The sequence below is a fragment of the Aliidiomarina minuta genome, from assembly GCF_003987145.1.
GTDB lineage: Bacteria > Pseudomonadota > Gammaproteobacteria > Enterobacterales > Alteromonadaceae > Aliidiomarina > Aliidiomarina minuta.
Window position 1 is genome coordinate 1,168,010 of sequence record NZ_PIPL01000001.1, and the last position, 19,508, is coordinate 1,187,517.

Below are 19,508 nucleotides of genomic sequence, written 5' to 3' on the forward strand. Positions count from 1 at the left end.
TTGACTTTAATCTAAATCAACACCGCGACGTTCAGCCGTAGTTCGGATGTAACCAGCCCAGCTTTCTGCATTGCGACGATGTGCATCATAGCGCGTTGCATTTTCCGCAGCCGCCAATGCATCACCATATTGTTCTGCATAGAAATAAGCTTCAGCCAGTGACATGTAAAGCCGACCCGTGGTGTCATCATCAGGATCCATTAATTGAATCGCATTTGAGAACGCCTCAGCCGCATTACTATAACGGTCTACAAACAATAAGGCGTCACCACGACGACGATAATAATCACGACGGTCTTCATCGTCCTCAGCAACTGCTATCGCCTGTGTATACATTTCAGCCGCTTCATTAAACTCACGCGCTGAATGATACGAACGAGCCGCTATTGAATAATTACGGGGAGTTCCTTGCACCTCTCCAGATTCAATGTGACGTTCCATTACTGTCGCTGCGCGGTATGGAATACCGAGGTTACTGTACATCTGAACCAGTGCACGAAAGTCGTTTTCGCGATTCAGATAACCAGCAAGATAGGCTAATTCCATGGTTGCCAAAGCTTTTTCTAACTCTTCTTCCAGGAGATAAAACATACCTAACTGGCCCCACCAACGTTCTTCGCCTGGTAGCACCTCAAGACCTTCTTCCAGTACCTGAATAGCGTTTGCTATCTGTTGCGTTTCATAGAAAGCAGCTACCTGCAGAATATAAGGATTACGATTAGGGGTTTCCTGATGTGCCACAGATTTTCTGGCAAAAGGAATCACCTGTTCATAATTCTCTAATTCAAGATGAGCATTCGCCATGCGCATAAAGACTTCATGGTCCAACTCACCGGTAAACTGAATCCATTCCTGATAACGCTGCAAAGCTTCTTCGTAATTCTCATGCTGCAAATTTAAGTCTGCTAGCAAACGAATAGAGGCACCATGATCTCCGAAGCTAAGAATATTGAAATCAACTGCACGCTCTAATTGCGCGATGGCTTCATCCAGTTCATCTTCAGAGGCTAGCAAATTACCAATGAAACGGGCCAGATAGGCACGGTCAAAGTCGTTTCTCGCATTGGTACCACGAAGCACCTGAATAGCTTCCTGAGTAAGGTCTTCTTCATAAAGCTCGAAAGCTTCCATGATGTTTCGACCAACCCGTTCAGATACTGCCTGACTGGGGCGACGGTCACGAATGGCGCGCACTTCATCAGGGCTCGGAATACTAAAGCCAACATCGATACCCACTGTGTCACCGACAGTTTCCGCCAGAGCGTCCGCATCTTCGTCTTGAGCATGCACCAGTGGTGCCACTGCAAAAGTAAAGACAATGACTCCCGCCAATAATGTATATTTAAAATTCATTATTGCCCCTCCATCGTAAAGTCAAGCTGCACCGTCATGCCTTCCTGACGTTGTGGAACGCCATCAACCACTTGAGGTGCATAACGCCAGCGACGCAAGGCGCGGCGCGCTTCCTGATCAAATACGCGACGAGGCTCAGCTTCAATAATTTCAATGTCAGTGACTCCACCCGTTTCATCTATGGTGAAGCGCAGGCGAACCCAACCTTCTATGCCATCGCGAGCTGCAGCGGGCGGATAACGAGGCTCAATCCGAACTATCGGTTGTGCATCGCCATCACGCCCCATAGCCCCACCAGGACCTTGCAGGCCAGTATCGGCACCACCTAAATCGACACCACCCATGTCCATACCAAAAGAGACAGCATCGTCGGCAGCATCAGGCTCAGTATCAGGCTGATCTGGCGGTTGCTCCGGCGGTTCAGGAGGCGGTGGCGGCGTACGTTGCCGCTGTGTTACGTCCTGCTCTGGAGGTGCTGAGACGATGTCGATCCGAGTTGGTGGCTCGGGCGGTTCAGCCCGTTGCGCACCACCACTGATCAAGAAAGCCATAAAGACAAACAGAGCAAAAGTAACAGCGGCGCCTAGTAATATTGATACTATCAACCGCACCATATTAATCGTTCTCCGCTGCTATCGAAATTTGTGAAATGCCAGCTTCCCGGATTTGGTCCATTACCTGAACCACAACACCGTGACGCGCACCTTCGTCAGCCTGAATAACCACCATATCGGTAGGTTGCTCAGCTAACATACGCTCCAGGTTGGCGGCTACACGCTCCACATCAACCATACGGCGATCCATCCAGACTTCACCATTCTCACGAACCGCAATAAAGATGTTCGCTGACGGCTTATCAGAAGCCTGTGTAGCTTCAGGACGGTTCACGTCAATACCAGCTTCTTTAACAAACGAGGTTGTTACGATAAAGAATATAAGCATGATAAACACGATATCTAGCATCGGTGTCATATCTGCTGTTGCTTCGTCGTCCTCTCGTATACGTCTACGTGCCATAATTCTTCTCTCTTAGTGATGGGGCAAGCTATCTAGTAACTTGTCCCGCTCCCGGCGGATACGTGCATCAAGACGCGTCACAAATATCATTCCGGATAGTGCCGCCACCATGCCTGCCATTGTTGGGATAGTTGCCATTGAAATACCGCTGGCCATCAAACGGGGGTTACCCGTTCCCTGTACCGCCATAATTTCAAATACTGCAATCATACCTGTAACCGTACCCAGTAGTCCTATCATCGGACAAACTGCAATCATAGTTTTCAACAATAGCATGCGTGAGTTAAGTTTAACTGAAACCTCGGAAACCCAGGCCTCACGGATTTTATGCGCGTACCAGGAAGTCGTGTCCTTACGTGCTTCCCATTGCTCTATGATGCGTTTCCGGTCCTTCGGAAACACACCTAGCAGGTACCAATAACGCTCAACTAATACAATCCACATAATTAACAGCGCTATAAAGACGAGGTATAAAACATCCCCACCTGTCGCAATAAAATCCCTGACAGTTTCCCATAGACCCATCAGGTATAATTGCATGCTTACTCTCCTTTCTCCGCATGAGAAGCAACAATTCCTGAAGCTTGCTCATCGAGAACCTGAACGATTGATTTAGCGCGACCTGATACGATGCTATGCACAACAATCAGAGGTAACGCAGCAATCAGACCCAGGGCAGTAGTTACCAGTGCCATAGAGATATCGCCGGCCATAATACGAGGATCGCCCGTACCGAACAGAGTAATCGACTGGAACGTACCAATCATACCAATTACGGTACCTAACAGACCCATAAGCGGTGAAATAGCTGCCAGGATCTTAATAATACTGACACCAGACTCAATCTTAGGTGTTTCACGTAAGATTGCTTCGTCCAGTTTAAGTTCCAGGGTTTCCACGTCGGCCTGCTTATTATCATGATAAACCTTGAGGATACGACCCAATGGGTTGTTACCTGGATTTTCAGGATTCTTAAGCTGACTGCGGATAGACCCACCTGTCATAGTAAGAGTTATCAGCTTGTAAAGCGCGATCAGCATACCGATAGCAAATACAACGGTAATAGCGTAACCCACAGTACTACCCTGGTGATAATGCTCAGCCAGTGTAGACTTCTGAGTTAGCAGGCTAAGAATAGCGCCACGAGACGGATCGACGAACACACCCTGATAACCAGATTCAGCATTTTCAAAATCGCGTGCAGCACGTAAAACGTGGCCTGCTGGCTGACGACCTAACGGCTGAATTTGGTTGGTATCTTCGTTGTACAGCAGGTACTCACCATTTGAAATCAGGTTGAAAGCACCAACACGTACGATTTCGCGAGTTTCGCGACCACCTTCCAGCAAGGTAACTTCACCCTGGAACCGGCTTACACGACCTGATTCACGCATTTCTGTCAGAAGCGCTAGCCACAGTTCTTCAAGCTCTGCAATGTTCGGTAATTCCTGAGCTTCTGCCAGGCTTTCCAGCACATCTGCGCGACCTGGATACTCTGCACTTACCACTGAAGTTGAAATACGACCGATAGTGTCTGAAGCGGCACCACGGATAACACCAAAGATTTCACCTAAGGTACCGACCATGTTGTCCAGCTCAGTTTCTTTATTGGCAATATCAACTTCGTTTTGCGCAAAGGTTTCCTGCAAACGTTCACCACGAGCTTCTTCATCGGCCAACTGCTGACGAGCTTCTTCCAGCAACGCCTGACGGTCAGCACGTTCATCCATAAAGCGACGTTCGCGCTCCTGGTCAATACGCTGTGCTGCGGCACGGTTTTCCTGCACCAGACGGAGCAGATCATCAAGACTAGTAGCATCCTGTGCACTTGCAGAGAATGCAACACCTGCAGCTAAGGAGAGACCTGTTGCGGCTGTTATTAAATACTTAACTACCTGTTTCATTCTGCACTCTCCGGAGCTGAGATTGGTAAACGCACAATGTCATACTGAGTTTGATTACGCGCCATACGAATCGCTTCTGTCAGCGGATTCAGATAGCCATCATCAAGCTCTGTCCATTCACGGGCTTCGTTGTCCCACATCCACGCATTACGCATGTCCAGTGACTGAGCGAGAAACGTAATACGACCCAGATGGAAAAAGTCTACTGCGATTTCCTGTCCGCCAAATTCCAGAGTTCCCTGGTAAGCGTTCAAGCCAACACCGTAGTCCATTTCAGTCTGATACGCTGTCATGATCTGACGGAATTTTTCTGAATCAGTCACGTTAGAACGAGTCATGATGTCGCGCAGCCGTTCCACACGACTTTCACGTCGTTCGCTATAGATTGGAACATCCAGACGAACGAACTCATCCAGTGAGTCAATCATACGATACATAAGAGGAACCACGCCCTGGCGGGTTTCTTCAATACCGTCAATTTGACGCTGTAACGAATCAAGTGTCTCATTCTGATCGTCAACCAAACGCTGAACGTGATCATTATACAGACGCAATGATTCATACTGGCTAACTACATCGCGGTAGTCGGCAAGCAGTTCGCGACTCTGTTCAAATAATGAGTCAATGCGCTCTTGAGATTGCGCAGAGCTACGGTGAATTTCTGTTTGCTCCGATTGCAGACGCGGCAAGTCAACGTTAGCAGCGACAGTCGCGCTACCCGCCAGAGCCATTATGCCCGCAACAGCGGCAGCAGTTTTGCTTCGTTTGATTACTTTGGTCATAGTTCCCAACCAATTTGACGTAACTTTATGTTCCTGCGATTAGACGCCGTAACCTTTACAGATACGAGACTATCAGCCAGAAACCCAGTTTAGTGAGTGATGAAATATACGTTTCCTACACTTGCAGCTGCCGATTTTAAAATTCGGCAATTCAGCAATACTCCCAGACGGCGTACTTATTGTCAACTAACAAAAATGCATCCAGTTAACGATAAGATAACCGGTATTGTCCGCATATAGAAAAACAATTTCAGATAATAATTGCAACCCCAGCTGAACGACCAAAAATAGCCATTCAACTTATATGTAGCGCTAGAAGTATAACCGCAGAATACAAAAAACCCACTCCTCGGAGTGGGTTTTTATGAGATTTTCTAAGTTTTTAGAAACGTTGTGTGTAACGTAACATAAACTGACGACCAACAAACGGATATAAATTTTTGTTGAATTCATCGTTACGGTCAAGCGCAGGCTTCTCATCAGTCAGGTTATTGATACCTACGGTTACACGGCTATTCCACTGTGTTTCATAGGCATACTGTAACGAGTGATGTGCATAGCTGCTAACTTTGTACTTGTTCCCATCGGAATCTCTTAAACACTCAGCCAGGAATTCGCCGGTTTCAACAGAAGCAACATTCAAAGTTGTCGACTGGCAACGGCCAGGAATGAAGTAGCTGAACAGATTCACGCTGTGATTACCAACCGTATATCCCACCTGAACATCAAAACGATATTCGTTTTGAGTTAACTTAGTGTAATCCTGCAGTGCAGAACCTGGAGTAAACAGCGAGTTATATTCAAGTACATAACTCAGGTTAAAATCAGTTGTTAATACACCTGGACCAACATCATCAAACCAGTTGATATTCAGGTCAATACCTGATGTATCAAAGCTACGGAAGTTTGTAGGCTGTACAGAGTGTGGTATGACGTTGTGATTGTCACTATACTCAAGACCTTCAAACTGTTCTACCGTCTCCATAAAGGTTACCCAATACAGATCCTGAACACCTATTGTGGTAATTGTATCCTCAATTTCAGTCCAGTAGTAATCAGCAGAGAAACTCAGGTTTGTACCTGTAAGGTCAGTTGCGTCATACACTGCACCAACTACAAACTGCTTAGATGTTTCTGCATCCAGGTTTTGATTAGCCCCGAAGAACGTTTGTTCCTGACGCTCAGGACCTTCCAAACAACCCTGAATGTCGTTAGTGAAATCAGGATCAGCTGAAACTTCAGAGAAGGTTCCGCCCATACAACTAACCAGGTTACGCCCAAAAGCAAATGCTTGTGAAGGTTGCTGGAATAGCATATCCAGTGAAGGTGCACGGAAGCCGGTACCGTAAGAAGCTCGCACTACCAGATCGTTGGTCGGCTGCCATCTACCCGAAAACTTGTATGACACATTGTCACCGAAGTCAGAGTAGTCGTCATAACGCAACGCAAAATCCAGCTCAAGATCAAGCGTAAGAGGAACAGAAACTTCACCGAACAGAGCTCTAATCTCACGTGAGCCACCTGAAGTACCGCCTGAGGTACCTAAGATATTACCAGCTTCAGCCTGGGACTGTGCCTGGTCGTTATATGTTTCGTTGCGTATTTCACCACCGACGAAAAACATAGAATCCATAGGACCTTGCCCCTGCAGGCCAAAGTCTATGCGGTCTGTAACCATAGAGGCACGGCGATTTGCATTTTCACGCATATCTCCAACAAGAGTCGAGTATTCACTTTGGTCTGGTTGACGAGGATCCCAGCCTGCGTCTGCTGCAGCAGCCAGTCCCTGAGTATTTACATAACCATCACCCCACTCATGCATTTCATACAAGTTACGGGTATAGGTCAATTCATAATCCAGATCCAGATTAGTGATATAACCTTCAAAACCTAAAGTAATGTCTGTCACGTAATCGTTCTGATCAGTATCACGACCAGGACCTGTTATATCAAAGCGATATAATACGCTATCGCCAGGGTTCAGAGCTGCTAATGTCTGACCATTATCTAAAGTTTCTTCAGCTAAAGCCGGACCTGTCCAGCCAAACGCACCGGCTGCAGGAGCATAACGACCAAAACTGTTAGTGCGGTTATATAACGCCCGAGAAATAAAGCGATGATTGTCATCTATATTATAGGTTGCATCTAGGAATATATTATAGCTATCCAGCGAAGCTGTTTCTGCCATGATTTCGGTAAAATCATATGCACAAGATGTGTCACCTGGCCACGCGCTGTCAGCGAATACACCAGACACATGACCTTCACCGTAAATGGAGCAGTCTCCATCTGTCATGGCTACATATTGACCGTCTGGACGGATAATAGTACGGGCAGCCTGACTGTAACCAGAAGTCTGATTAAAGTCTGGTAAACCATCTACCTGAGTACTGTCGTCGTTGCGATCAAAGCTTTGGAAATAATCACGGTCACGCGCCCAGATAATGTCGCGGCGAGATTTTTCAAGTGCGTAGGTAATATTACCGCGGTCACCAGAGAAACCACCAACAACGCTGAAGCCGCGCTCATCGCCGCCTTCCTGATCAGAAATATTGGTGCTTGCAGTAAGTTCGACGCCTTCAAAATCACTACGTAAAATGATGTTAATTACACCACCAATGGCATCGGAACCATAAACTGCTGAAGCACCATCAGACAGAATTTCAATACGTTCTACTGCAGCGAAAGGAATGGCGTTCAAGTTTTGAGACTGACCATCCAAAACCGGCGAACCTGGCATACGACGGCCATTTAAAAGAACAAGCGTACGGTTAGAACCTAACCCACGGAGGTTCATCGTCGCCTGGCCCTGAGCCGTAGTACCAGAATCTTCACGGAAAGAGCCAGATACGTTGAAAGATGAGCTACGTAATACATCCGCTACCGACGCGAAACCGGTTGCATCAATATCTTCACGGTTAATAACCGTTACTGGGGTAGCTCCTTCTAAGGCGCTACGATTTAAACGTGAACCAGTTACCTGGATACGCTCAACAGCCGCGGCTTCTTCTTGTTCCTGGTCTTGCGCTACAGCAACGGACGCACCGGTAAAGGCAGTTGCTGTAGCACCGTACATTAGCGCTAAGCGGACAGACTTAGCTAATTTGCTATTGGTGTACATGTGTATTCTCCCTGGATCACTTGTTAGTGATTTTTTTAGGTTTATTGCGCACAAAGTTGTCTTTGTACTTATTGTAAAAGTCAGCAAGCTACTGACTAATCAGTCTCGATAGTAATCAAAAAAAATTGCCGGGGCAACCGTTGCAAACAAACATTTGTCATAAATTTGTGCTTTTTTAAACATTTATCTCATTTTCACAATGTAAAGCTAAGATAAAAGTTCAAATATAGCAAAAAGCATAACCTATGCAAGCCCGTATCTGCTTTTTCTGTAACCATTGTGACAACTATGCGATAATTGTTATCTAGTCAACAAAGGCTTACTGCAATCACCATGTCACAAGCTAAACCACCAACTATAGCGCCATATCAACAATTGCTGGAACGTCTGGAAAGTGCCTGTCAGGGTTTGCCCAAAGAATTAAAAAGCGATTGGTTTGCCGCAGAGCTGTTTTCCTGCCGTTCTGCAGATCCCGCTGATTATCTGGCGGAAATACGTCTCAATATTGAGCGTTTACAGAAGATGCCCCAACAGAATGAAAGTTATAGCTGGCTTTTCAGTCACCTGGAGCAACAGCTACAGGCATTAACGCAAGCGTTGTTCCGTGCCCGCAAACCAGACTCCCATAAAAGTGACAGCAGCAAACCAGGCATGCTCCGTGAAGCCAGCCTCTCGCGCCTGCACCAGGAGCTGGCCCGGCATCATGAATATGAACGGCGTTTGCAGGACAATCTGCGTGTTGCCCAGCAAACCGAGCATACTGAACAACAACAGCGGATAATGCAGTGCCAGCAGCGTTTATTACGCTGCCAGCGGGCCATACGGGGTATTGAAGAGCGTATTAGAAAAGCGGAAGGTTAACCCCGCCGTAGTGCGGTTTTCACTGAGTCCGGCAAAGGCGGCAATGCAGACTTCGGTAGTAAATAGGTCGACAAATTAAGTAAATCAGTAAAAATGCGGTTTTTCTCGGTGGTTTTACGCAGGTATTCATGACCCGATGAGCCACCCGTACCTATTTTCGAACCCAGCATGCGCTGCACCATCATGGCATGGCGGTAACGCCAGATGGTCATATTATCGTCCATGTCAGCAAGGCAGCTTAAAACCTGGAACGGCAGGTTAAACACCGGTTCTTCACGATACAGGTTAATAAATAACGCGCCCTGCATCGCCCGTTGCGACAAGCGCACCCGTCCTTCATCCTGCATATGCTTATATCTCTCCGCATCGAAGAGCGCCGCGAAGTTTTCCCGGGTACTGTCCAGCTCTTTCAGCTCAGCTTCCAGCTCGTCTTCACTTAACAATTCATTAGTACGCAAAATCTCTTCATCATGATCCAGGTTCTGCTTAATGGCCTGCTGATAGTGCTGCCAGAAGGCAAAGTCTTCAAACTCCAGAAAAGGCATACGCGCCAGCCAGTCATCGACGCATTCAAAAAGACTAGCCTTCTTTTCCTGCTCAGCTAAATAGGCTCTGTCTTTATCGTTAATGCGGGTATAAAACGATTCCTGATCAAAGTTAATCCGGCTTTTGCGCTTGAGCCCTAAACTGATCTCCAGCTCTTTGAACTGAATGCTCTGAAAACCAGAAGCTGGCACCAGGTAATCACGAAATTCCAGAAAGTCCTGCGGGGTCATGGTTTCCAGCACGCCAATCTGCTGATTCAGCAATTGCTGAATAGTGCCTATACGGTGCAATCTGTGTACAACCGTCATCAAAGACTCATCAGCAACCTGTTCGGCGCGGAAAATAGAAAGCACCGAACGCAGTTCGTGGGTGATTTGTTTAAACCACAGCTCATAGGCCTGGTGCACAATAATAAATAAGGTTTCATCATGCGCGGGCGCACCATACTTTTCGCTTTGTAGCGTCTGCGCCCCAAGGAGTTTATCCAGCTGCAGATAGTCACTGTAATAAACCGCTTCTTTGTTCTTTTTCATAATCTCTGGCCTGCTTATTATAAATACCAGCTTCATTAAAACAGGCGCAGGTAAAGAGGTAAAGCCAGCCATTGATAAAGTGTTGCTGCGCAGCGCAGCCCCCGCTATGCTGGAGGTATATTAACTGTAGGAGAAGTTGCATGACCTGGGATGATGATATTCACAATGTGTATGAAAAACTGGTCGTTGAATATGTTGAAGGTTTAGAGATGGAAAAAACCCATGACCACGACTTCATCGCCGACATGTGCTGTGTAGTACTGAACAAGTTGCCATCGCGTTACATCCGACATGACGTCGATATGCAATTTTACTTAACCGATTCGGAGCGCGAGGAAATGCAGGAGCGAGTTGCCCACGCTGTTAATGCAGCGCTGGTTAAGTTACAAAATAAGAATAGTAGAGAAGAATAAAAGAAGGAGGTGAACCCCACCAGCCACACCCCGGCACACACATCCCTGACTGCGGCTGCTCCCTTCCGGGCCTGACCGAGTCCGCCAGTTAATGTTGCGAGGGGACCCGTGGGGCCACCAAGGCGCATTATCAATTAAATGCGCCTTTTTTGCAAGCCAAGTCAGCTATTCAGTTAACGATTTCGTTAACTGTTTCGTTAACGGTAATGCCGCCCTTCCTGCGCATTTACTCTGGGCTCCAGACGATAACCGCTGGACATAAACGCATAACCCAGTCCTAAACGAACCGAAGGTTCAACACCTTCAATGGGTGTCACCACGCTTAATGTCAGGCCAACTCCCCCGCCTAAACTGAAATGCGTGTTCAGTTCAGCAAAAGAATAGCTATTGGCCACGCCATCACTGGGTAGTCGCTCCCAGGCTGCGCCCTGCTCTGGCTGCACCTCAGCGCGGCTATCATCACTCCATTGAGCATATTCCAGCCCATGATTAATGGTTAATGAAGTCACCACTGAGTCCTCCAGAAAACTGAACCAGAAACCAATACCTGCACTGACAAAATAATTATCCAGTTCCAGTCCCACATCACGGTTGCGGTCTTCCCGTTCAAGTAATAACTGATGACTGCGGGTACCGCCTGAAAACTGGGTGGTCAGATTAAAACGATTCAGATAGCGCTGTACCGAAATCTCAAACTCGCTCTCAGGGCCTTCATAATTAACATGATTAACACGTTCAATCTGTGTCAGGTCAGAATAATTGATGTTACGCCCCTGAACCCAGGGTAGCTTATAATCATCCGTGGGTTCTCCCCCGGCACGCATGTGATAAAAACTAAAACGCCAACCGTGGTGATATGGATGACGATAAGCCGGCGCGGTATATTCCCGGTTCACCGTCCGGTCCGTTATCAACTGAAAACGGTCATCAATAATCTGATAATCCGGATCAAACTCATCGCCGTCCAGGCGGCCCACTTCTATATGGTAAGCCCCGGCTTCGAGCTCACGATTCACATTATTCGATACCGATTTATAGACGGAGTTACCGTTACGATTCACCTGCAGTGTCGACCGCCGATCCCGCGCGCTTAACGCCAGCCAGCCATACTGACGCTCTTCAAGAGCAAAATAAGCAAAACCATAAGGGGCGCCTGCAGCAATATCGACGTCACTATGCAACGAACGGTGCCCTTGCATGTTAGCGCTGACTCTATAAGTCGCACCTGTGTCGACCGAGTGACGCACCGGAGACCCCACAGAACGGCCATCAATTTCAATATTAGCCTGCTGAGGATTTTTATAAATATAAACCGTAGCCTGTTCATTGCTGAACAATCGCTGCCGCGTAACACTATCGGTATGCATCAGCGCCAGTTCCGGATGCCGCCAGTCCTGAGCAATAGATTGCGTAGCATAACCAACAATAAAGATATTAAAATTGGCGGGCAAATCACTGAGCTCAACCCAGGCCGTAAAACCATTCGCATCGGTGCTCAGCTCTTCAGTGCTTATGCGCAGCACAGTATTCGGCTGCGGGCGGGCCGTTTCCTGATGCAGCAGTACAAAACGTACACGTTCACCATCATTAGCTACTATAGGCAGTACTTTCATAGCATCCACGCTACTTTCAACCGCCCCACGGAAATAGTTAGCAAAAGTCGCGCTCTGTCCATCGGCAGTGGTGAAGGTCGCGTCCCCCACACCATCACGAGCGGCTAACGCCAGACCTTCCAGCGCACGTCTTTGCCTGCGTGCCGGTTCACTCTCCGCCACCTGCTCGAGCTGCAAAACTTTATTCAGCGAAGCGGCGTTGCGTCGGGCCTGGGCGGTTATACGCTGCATCGTCTCGTTATCAATCTCTGCACGCACATACCAGCTGTCATCAAAGCGCTGACTGTGGGCGACCCTGACATTTTCCAGCTCTACATTTGACCAGGTAAACAAAGTACTGGTGAACTCTTCTTCCAGTTCATCGCCACTTTGGCGGAAACGTTGCTCATCTTCACCGCGTACATTGCTCAGCACCTGTTCAGCTATTTCAAACTGAGCATTCTGCAGTGCCTCTTCACGAGAACTGCCTGCCCCATGTCCCTGCACATAACCGGATCTGGGCGCCAGTTGACGTTGTTGGGTTTCGTATTCATACGCCTGCATATCCGTTTGCTCTGGAGTACTGGAACAGGCACTCAAACCCACGGCTAATAAAACAGTCAGTATGTAACGCTTTGCAGCCCAGCCAAGGCCCAAAAATAATACACCGGCAAGCAACAACCAGGGCGCGTTTAACAGCAACCAGGCAGCGGCAATAACGGGTAACAGTAATAATCGGACCACAGCAGCTAACCACTCATGCGTTGCTACCCTCTGCGCCAGCGCCGGAGAGTGTTCATAATAAAAAGCAATAAAAGCATCCCCGGCCCGGTGTCCTCGCAAGAAGCGATCACGGAACTGGCGCAGCGTCGACACCTGGGGCTCAAGCAATGACCCAAATGCGGCGGTAGCAATAAAGCATTGATCTTCGTCCATATCGATAGAGGTACCACCACTAATATCAAAACCTATCTGGCAAGCCGCTGTTTCTATAGGAGCCAGTTGTTGGCTTGCCGTTGACAGCGTGCCTTCTGCCTCCCAGGACGCATTAATTTCAAGCTGATAGGCAGACTCACAGCTAAGTCCTGAGACCGCAAGGCTGTCCTGGTTATGCTCAACAACGACAACAGCTGGTTGCCAGGAAGCCCCACCGTCTGCGCTTTTACGGGCACTGAATTCGGGTTCAGCGTAATAGAATGCGTCTTCGCGTAGATGGGCCCGCAGACTACTGCTGCCCGGTTGCGCTGGTGCCCGCAGAAAACCACCGTCACAGGACGAGGTGCCCATCGTCTGCACCGGCGTCACTGTGCGCTCATCGCTATTCTGACTTTCTGCAACAGCGCGTATATCAACTTCACTGGAGCACGCCAGCACCGCATAAAAGGCACTCAAATCACCGCTACCCGAACGGATCTCCTGCTGCGAACCTGTAATCCTCTGCCAATCTGCATCCTCGGCTATACGGTACTCAAACCAGGCGTCTGCATTACCATCCAGAGTCTCAACCGAAGCGGTTATCTGAATAGCATCAAAATAGTTATTTTCTTGCTGAGGAAGGCTCACCAAAGGGCGCAGTGAGAGCTCTCCGGAAGGCAAGGACAGCTGTTGAATCAACACATTTACAGGCTCATGTGTGTCCTGCAAAGCCTGCCACTCCACTTCGATGTCGGTTATGCCGTCATACAAAGGAATGTCTATCACTACCGACTGCAAGTTATCGCTGACATCCAGCTGCTCGCTCGTCCACACTGTCTGTTCATTCAACAAAATTCGAAGCTGTCCTTTATCAGTACCGTTATCAGTACCGTAAAGCAATGACAACGCCAGTTCAGCGCCTGCTAAAAAACGGCCGCTCAGTGACCAGCTAGCCGTTTCCTCTGCGGTTAACTCTGGCGCTCGCAAGGCGTTTTTCTCAATAAGCCAGCCTTTGCCCTGCAGTCCATTGATCAGGTAATACGGCCGCTCGGCCGCCAGAAAGTCAGCCGAAAAATACATCGCAGCACTACCCTTATCGTGCATCTGAATAGGTATCGTTTTGGAGTTACTGTCGTTGGCGGCAAGATAGTTGCTACGGCTATTCGCTCCCCAAGCATAGAAAGCTCCGTCCTCAGTAGCTGCGTAAGCGGCAGAGTGGCCTACTGACAACTGCTTAACCTCAGTTTCAGGCGCAAATTGCACCTGCCGGGGCGAAGACTGATCCTGGGTCGAACCTATGCCCAGTTGACCGTTGTTGTTATACCCCCAGGCAAACACCTCTCCGTTTTCTGTGCGCGCAAAAGCCAGCCCGCGGCCGGCATGATTCTGACCACCCGCTTGCAAATAATTCACCTGCGACAAATCGGCCGGATCAATACGCGCTGGCACCTCACCATCACCAGTCACCGCTGCATCACGCCCCAGAGCTGGTACTTCACGGCCCCAGGACCAGACATAACCTTCACTGTCGAGCGCGTAACTGTTCACCGGTCCTGCTGCTATCTGAACCCACTCAACATCATCCGGTTTTAATACCGCGACCGGAAAGCTTTCAGCAACACCATAACCTTCATCACCGTTACCTAATTGTCCATAACGGTTATTGCCCCAGGCCCATAACTGGCCCTCGGCATCCAGCAATAAAGCATGTTCTGCGCCCGCGGCGATTTTAACACCTGCGGCGCTGGCTGCAGGCATAGGCACCCGGCTCCAGCCACCACCGTTGCCCAATTGTCCCTGTTGGTCACGGCCTGCGCTGCGCACCTGCCCCTCATCATCCAGTAACAATGCGAAAAATTCGCCATGCGCCATAGCCACAACTGGCCGTTTATCCGGCATGACAATAGGCACTGGCGTAGACTGATTGGCGCTGGAACCATCGCCCAGCTGATCATCGTTATTGCTACCCCAGGCGTAGACATCACCGTTCTTCAATAAAGCATGACTGAAGTTACGACCTGAGCTGATCGCTTGCACACCGCTAAGACCGGTTATCTGGGTTAACTGATCAACATTATTATACGTGGAACCACCCAGGCCCAAACGGCCGGAGTTGTTTGACCCCAGACTCCAGAGCGTCGCGTCTTTTTTTAGCAGCAGGCTGAACCCCTCGCCACCGCTTATCGACTGACCATTGTTTGTCTCAGCAGCCAAAGCAGGCGCCGAAAAGAAAGCTACGCATAACCATGCGAGCACAAGAAGGCTCTGGGTTAAAGACACAACCGCAGTACTCATGGGAACTCCTGAGTTTATTCTTATTAGGTAGGAAAAAATAAAACGGCGCTGCAAACGCCGTTTTTATCATATTTTACTGTATTCAGCCGCCCAAACGGTCCAGAGCATCATCAGCCGCTCGCTGATTACGATCCTGACGTGCTTCACGCTCGTGCTGCTGACGCTGACGCTCGGCCTCTTCAGGAGTCATGCCCGTGGCACAACCGCTTAAACCAGAAACCGCTACCACCGAGGTCAATAACAATAGCAAAAATGATAATTTCATAACTTCCTCCGGCTTATCGTGTTGCCTGCATGCGCTCGTCCATCTCATCCAGTAACGCACGACCTGTCAATTCAGCCTGGTTACGTGGCATACGCACACCGACAAATACACGCACAGAACCATCGTCCTGGCGTACACGCTCAATCTGGTAAACTTCAGCGCCAGTTACTGCGGTTTGAGTGCGTTCCTGCATAGCGCTGGTAAAGACACCATAGGTTTCAGGGTCATCCAGATTATGTTGTCCGCCTTCACGAGCCTCGGCTTCAAATGACGTTTGCAGAGATTCAGCTAATTCGCCCCGGGCATTCAGACGCGCCTGACGCGCAGCCATATTTGCATTATTGCTATGGCCTTCAGCAAAACCATAAAAATACTGGTCATCATTCTGGCGAACGTCATACCATGATGGCCATTCTGATTGCACAGGCTCAGGTGACGATGAGCAGGCCGAAAGTGTGAAAGTAGCAATACCAACGATTGCCAGAGAGCGAAGAAATGATTGCATAGTCCCCTCCAATGGGATTTACCTGATTTAGTCTTTCTTATGTGTAATATTTATTAGTTTCATTAAGCTTCTTTGAGCTCTTCTATCTTATAAAAAACAAAGCCTTATTTCAATTACAGTGTTTTATTCGCCTTTTTCGCAATCACTTGCTGTGCCTCATCGCTGGCAAGGGCTTTCATGAATACTTTTAACTCACGCTGTATACGTTCAGAGGCACTTTCTGGCGCTGCTTTCAGTAACTTTTTGCTGTTTCTGAGCGCTTGTGGCGGTTTAGCTGCTAGTTTATCAGCAACCTGGTTTACCTCGGCTGCCAGCTGTGAATTTTTAACGACACTGTTAAGCAAACCAAACTGCAGCGCTTTTTGCGCATTAAAGGCTTCGCCTAAAAGCAATAATTCCGCAGCACGGGGGTAACCACAGATTTGCGGTAACAATAAACTGGAGCCAGCTTCAGGCACCAGTGCCAGATCAACAAAAGGCAAAGCAAACACGGCATCTTCAGCTGCATAAATAAGGTCGCAATGCAGTAGCAGGGTGGTGCCTATGCCTATCGCCGCCCCTTGTACCTGCGCCACCAAAGGCACAGTCAATTGAGGTAAACGCTGCAATAGTTGAAAAACCGGCGCTTCAGGGGTCAGTTCGCCGTGTTTCAGAAAATCCTGTAAATCGTTGCCAGAACAAAAGGCGTCGCCTTCGCCACTGAATATCACCACCGACACACCAGCATCCTGCTCAGCCTGATTGAGGCCATCAAGCAATGATTGATACATATCCTGTGTCAGGGCATTTTTTTTATCGGGGCGGTTTAAATGCAGGCGCATGATAGCGCCTTCGCGGGAAATTTTTACCTGTTCGGTCACGTGTTCAGTCATGAAAAAGTCCTGTTAACTGGTTGTACCTGTCGAAGGCACACTTTAGCATTGCCCCCAATTATTGCAACTGAAGCACGGCTTCCGGCGCATAATGCACACGGGGTAAGGGCTGTTGACGATACTCTGAATACCAGTCCTGCACCCGCGGCTGCATATAGCTGTCAATAATCTGCATCTGGCCAATGCACTGATTGAGCTCGCTCATCTGCAGACATAAATCATCGGCTATTTCAGGAGGAAGGCCAGCAGCCTGCGGCAGGCTATGGCACAAGCGCTGAGCCACTGGGCTATCAAGGCGAATTTTATAATAATCTGCCGCATCTTCTCTAATCCGGTTATAAAACTCAGCATCCTGCCCCGGTTGCTGAATAACGCGCAGCGCACGATCCAGCCAGGCCATATTAGGGTAACTATGAAAAGTACCCCGCGGTCGTTGACGGCTATCCGCTTCACGCAACAGGTACGCATGAAAATCGGCAATCATCTGCTCACGTTCGGTTTCACACTGATAACTACGCTCAGCTATAGCTTGCAGCAAAGCAACAACGTTGCTGCGCTGGTGACTGTCGCCCTGAAAAAAATCATCGTCGCGCAATGGCTGCAAAGTGCTGTGATCAGCACTGCCAATCACCGCTCCTGTCAACATTTGCTGATTATAGCTCTGTCCTTCAATGGCCAGAATACGATCGGACTCCGATCGTGCCGCCACGCTAAGCTCGTCCAGATCTGAAGCCATCACCCAGCCAGTTGTTAAGGTATCGGCAAAATAAGCATGTACCCAGTACTCCCCGTTATGCTCCAACAACACCACATCCAGCAAACTCAGCTGCTCATCCTGACGCAGAGCTTCCAGCAACTCGCTGTCTTCATCAGGCTGGGTTAATAAAGCCGTGCGTGATGTAGCCACATATAAGGTAGTCAATGCGGTAATATCCGGTGCTTCGGTTGGCAGGCCGCGACGTTGTTGTAGACGGGCCAGCAACGCCTGATAGCGCACCTGATCTTCAATCCGCTGCAAAGGACCGCCCGCGCTGTGCAAGGCAACCAACTGCTCAGCTGCGGTTAACTCACCCAGCTCAGCCGCCTCTTCGTACCATTGTGTCGCCTGCGCATAATCAGGTTGGCGCGCTTCGTCCTGCAAACCTCGCTCATAAGTCAGTGCCAGGCGCATGGCCAGTTCAACCCGCTCATCGGCAGTAGCCTGTTGATAGAGATCCTGCAGATTTTCGGTAGCCTGAGTGAAGCACCCTGCCTGTTGCAGTTGTTCAACACTAATCAGGTTAGCCGGTAGTTGCTGTTGCTTATTCTGGCAGGACTCATCATGCGCCTGCTCCGGACTGAGAGGCTGAGAGGAACAGGCGCTGAGCAGCAAAACTGCCAGCGCCATTAATGGTTTTAAGATTCGCGTTTCGCCCACGCTTCAGTAGCTCCCTTATGTAACGGCAAAACAAGATCCAGCGCGCTTTGCCCGTTACCAGGTAAAGTCATCTGGTTATCTTTTAACGGGGTTACTCGTTTACCCCATTTAATAATACCCGCACCACAAGTCAGGCCGCCGCCAAATACCGCTGACACAATAGTGTCCCCTGGTTTCACCAGGCCGGTTTCAATGGCCTCAGTGAATGCAATCGGCAAAGTTGCTGAAGACGTATTGCCATACTTTTGAATATTCAGCATGGTTTTGCCTTCCGGTACCTTACACATTTTAGCCAGAAAATCGATCAGCCGTTTATTGGCCTGATGAGGTATCAGCGCATCCACGTCATTCATGGTCAGGCCGGTTTCAGCAAATACATGTTCTACTGCTGCGCTCATGCCTTTAACTGCACGTTTAAAAATTTCCTGACCTTCAAAGTTAAAAGGCATCAGGCCATCAAAATTAAAGCGGTCAAAACTCAGGCCAAAATCCAGTGCCAACACGTCGCGGGCATCAGAGTCACAGCTGATTTTTGAAGACAACAAACCACTTTCTTCATCACTGGCCTGCAACACCATGGCTCCAGCGCCGTCACCGAACAGCACCGCGCTTTCACGTTTAGTCCAGTCCAGAACCCGGCTTAAGCGCTCGGCACCAATAATCAGCACGTTTTTATGCATGCCAGTACGAATACCCGCCGTCGCAAAATGCATAGCATAGAAAAAACTGCTACAGGCAGCATTGGTATCAAATGCCGCCGCACCCGTGGCGCCGATGTTCTTCTGTACTTTAGAGGCTACATTCGGAATGATTTCATCCGCCGTGCAGGTGCCCACTATAATGAGGTCAAGGTCCCGTGGGTCTAAATCTGCCGCAGCCAGCGCATTGCGTGCCGCCACCGTAGCCAGTTCTGATGTACCTACATGGCTGATACGGCGTTCGCCAATTCCGGTACGCGAACGAATCCACTCGTCCGAAGTATCCAGAAAAGTCGCCAGATCTTCGTTTGTCATTATCGCAGGGGGTACGCATTTACCCCACCCTGTTATTTCTGCATACTTCTCAGTTTTCATTCTGTAACCTTATTCTCTTCATCGATTCGCAGCTATGGACAACA

General features: G+C 48.8%; 16 protein-coding genes and 1 other RNA gene. 2 read left to right on the forward strand and 15 right to left on the reverse strand.

The features are described from left to right. Positions 1 to 6: 6 nt before the first annotated feature. The 7 genes from CWE09_RS05645 to CWE09_RS05675 all read right to left on the reverse strand — a co-directional run bounded on the left by CWE09_RS05645 (position 7) and on the right by CWE09_RS05675 (position 8,177). Positions 7 to 1,353, reverse strand: coding sequence for a tetratricopeptide repeat protein (locus CWE09_RS05645; RefSeq protein ID WP_126803016.1), 1,347 nt, complete (start codon positions 1,351 to 1,353; stop codon positions 7 to 9). After that, the gene (locus CWE09_RS05650; RefSeq protein ID WP_126803017.1) at positions 1,353 to 1,967 is read right to left on the reverse strand and encodes an energy transducer TonB; all 615 of its coding nucleotides are present in this window, start codon (positions 1,965 to 1,967) and stop codon (positions 1,353 to 1,355) included. The genes CWE09_RS05645 and CWE09_RS05650 overlap by 1 nt, the downstream gene beginning before the upstream one ends. A 1-nt stretch (position 1,968) precedes the next feature. Next, on the reverse strand, positions 1,969 to 2,370 hold the full coding sequence (locus tag CWE09_RS05655; protein WP_126803018.1) for an ExbD/TolR family protein: 402 nt from the start codon (positions 2,368 to 2,370) through the stop codon (positions 1,969 to 1,971). 12 nt (positions 2,371 to 2,382) lie between these two features. Then, positions 2,383 to 2,910 (reverse strand): MotA/TolQ/ExbB proton channel family protein, encoded by a 528-nt coding sequence (locus tag CWE09_RS05660; protein WP_126803019.1) that lies wholly within the window; start codon positions 2,908 to 2,910, stop codon positions 2,383 to 2,385. 2 nt (positions 2,911 to 2,912) lie between these two features. Next, positions 2,913 to 4,274 carry a MotA/TolQ/ExbB proton channel family protein gene (locus CWE09_RS05665; protein ID WP_126803020.1) on the reverse strand — a complete coding sequence of 454 codons (1,362 nt, stop codon included), beginning with the start codon at positions 4,272 to 4,274 and terminating at the stop codon, positions 2,913 to 2,915. Beyond that, positions 4,271 to 5,056, reverse strand: a complete 786-nt coding sequence (locus tag CWE09_RS05670) for a DUF3450 domain-containing protein (RefSeq protein ID WP_126803021.1) — start codon at positions 5,054 to 5,056, stop codon at positions 4,271 to 4,273. Before CWE09_RS05670 ends, CWE09_RS05665 begins: the two co-directional genes overlap by 4 nt. Before the next feature lie 382 nt (positions 5,057 to 5,438). Continuing rightward, positions 5,439 to 8,177 carry a TonB-dependent receptor plug domain-containing protein gene (locus CWE09_RS05675; RefSeq protein ID WP_126803022.1) on the reverse strand — a complete coding sequence of 913 codons (2,739 nt, stop codon included), beginning with the start codon at positions 8,175 to 8,177 and terminating at the stop codon, positions 5,439 to 5,441. 333 nt (positions 8,178 to 8,510) lie between these two features. Between CWE09_RS05675 and priC the strand changes: the two genes are divergently transcribed. Further along, positions 8,511 to 9,038: a primosomal replication protein PriC gene (priC, locus tag CWE09_RS05680; protein ID WP_126803023.1), complete on the forward strand. Its 528-nt coding sequence runs from the start codon at positions 8,511 to 8,513 to the stop codon at positions 9,036 to 9,038. Here the strand turns inward: priC and CWE09_RS05685 are convergent. Continuing rightward, positions 9,035 to 10,117 carry a tryptophan 2,3-dioxygenase family protein gene (locus CWE09_RS05685; protein ID WP_126803024.1) on the reverse strand — a complete coding sequence of 361 codons (1,083 nt, stop codon included), beginning with the start codon at positions 10,115 to 10,117 and terminating at the stop codon, positions 9,035 to 9,037. The genes priC and CWE09_RS05685 overlap by 4 nt on opposite strands. Before the next feature lie 140 nt (positions 10,118 to 10,257). Here CWE09_RS05685 and CWE09_RS05690 point away from each other — a divergent pair, with 140 nt between their 5' ends. Beyond that, positions 10,258 to 10,530 carry a late competence development ComFB family protein gene (locus CWE09_RS05690; protein ID WP_126803025.1) on the forward strand — a complete coding sequence of 91 codons (273 nt, stop codon included), beginning with the start codon at positions 10,258 to 10,260 and terminating at the stop codon, positions 10,528 to 10,530. 14 nt (positions 10,531 to 10,544) lie between these two features. Here the strand turns inward: CWE09_RS05690 and ffs are convergent. From ffs to CWE09_RS05725, 7 genes are all read right to left on the reverse strand, one after another. Continuing rightward, positions 10,545 to 10,641, reverse strand: an RNA gene (ffs, locus tag CWE09_RS05695) — signal recognition particle sRNA small type. Positions 10,642 to 10,727: 86 nt separating this feature from the next. Next, positions 10,728 to 15,332 carry an RCC1 domain-containing protein gene (locus CWE09_RS05700; RefSeq protein ID WP_126803026.1) on the reverse strand — a complete coding sequence of 1,535 codons (4,605 nt, stop codon included), beginning with the start codon at positions 15,330 to 15,332 and terminating at the stop codon, positions 10,728 to 10,730. Positions 15,333 to 15,414: 82 nt separating this feature from the next. Next, a complete protein-coding gene (locus CWE09_RS05705) occupies positions 15,415 to 15,597 on the reverse strand; it encodes a hypothetical protein (protein WP_126803027.1) in 183 nt (60 codons plus the stop codon). A 13-nt stretch (positions 15,598 to 15,610) separates the two neighbouring features. Continuing rightward, positions 15,611 to 16,102 (reverse strand): LPP20 family lipoprotein, encoded by a 492-nt coding sequence (locus CWE09_RS05710; RefSeq protein WP_126803028.1) that lies wholly within the window; start codon positions 16,100 to 16,102, stop codon positions 15,611 to 15,613. Between the two features lie 113 nt (positions 16,103 to 16,215). Next, positions 16,216 to 16,974 carry an enoyl-CoA hydratase gene (locus tag CWE09_RS05715; RefSeq protein WP_126803029.1) on the reverse strand — a complete coding sequence of 253 codons (759 nt, stop codon included), beginning with the start codon at positions 16,972 to 16,974 and terminating at the stop codon, positions 16,216 to 16,218. Between the two features lie 58 nt (positions 16,975 to 17,032). After that, positions 17,033 to 18,391, reverse strand: a complete 1,359-nt coding sequence (locus CWE09_RS05720; RefSeq protein WP_126803030.1) for a hypothetical protein — start codon at positions 18,389 to 18,391, stop codon at positions 17,033 to 17,035. Continuing rightward, the gene (locus CWE09_RS05725; protein WP_126803031.1) at positions 18,370 to 19,464 is read right to left on the reverse strand and encodes a ketoacyl-ACP synthase III; all 1,095 of its coding nucleotides are present in this window, start codon (positions 19,462 to 19,464) and stop codon (positions 18,370 to 18,372) included. Before CWE09_RS05725 ends, CWE09_RS05720 begins: the two co-directional genes overlap by 22 nt. Positions 19,465 to 19,508: the final 44 nt, after the last annotated feature.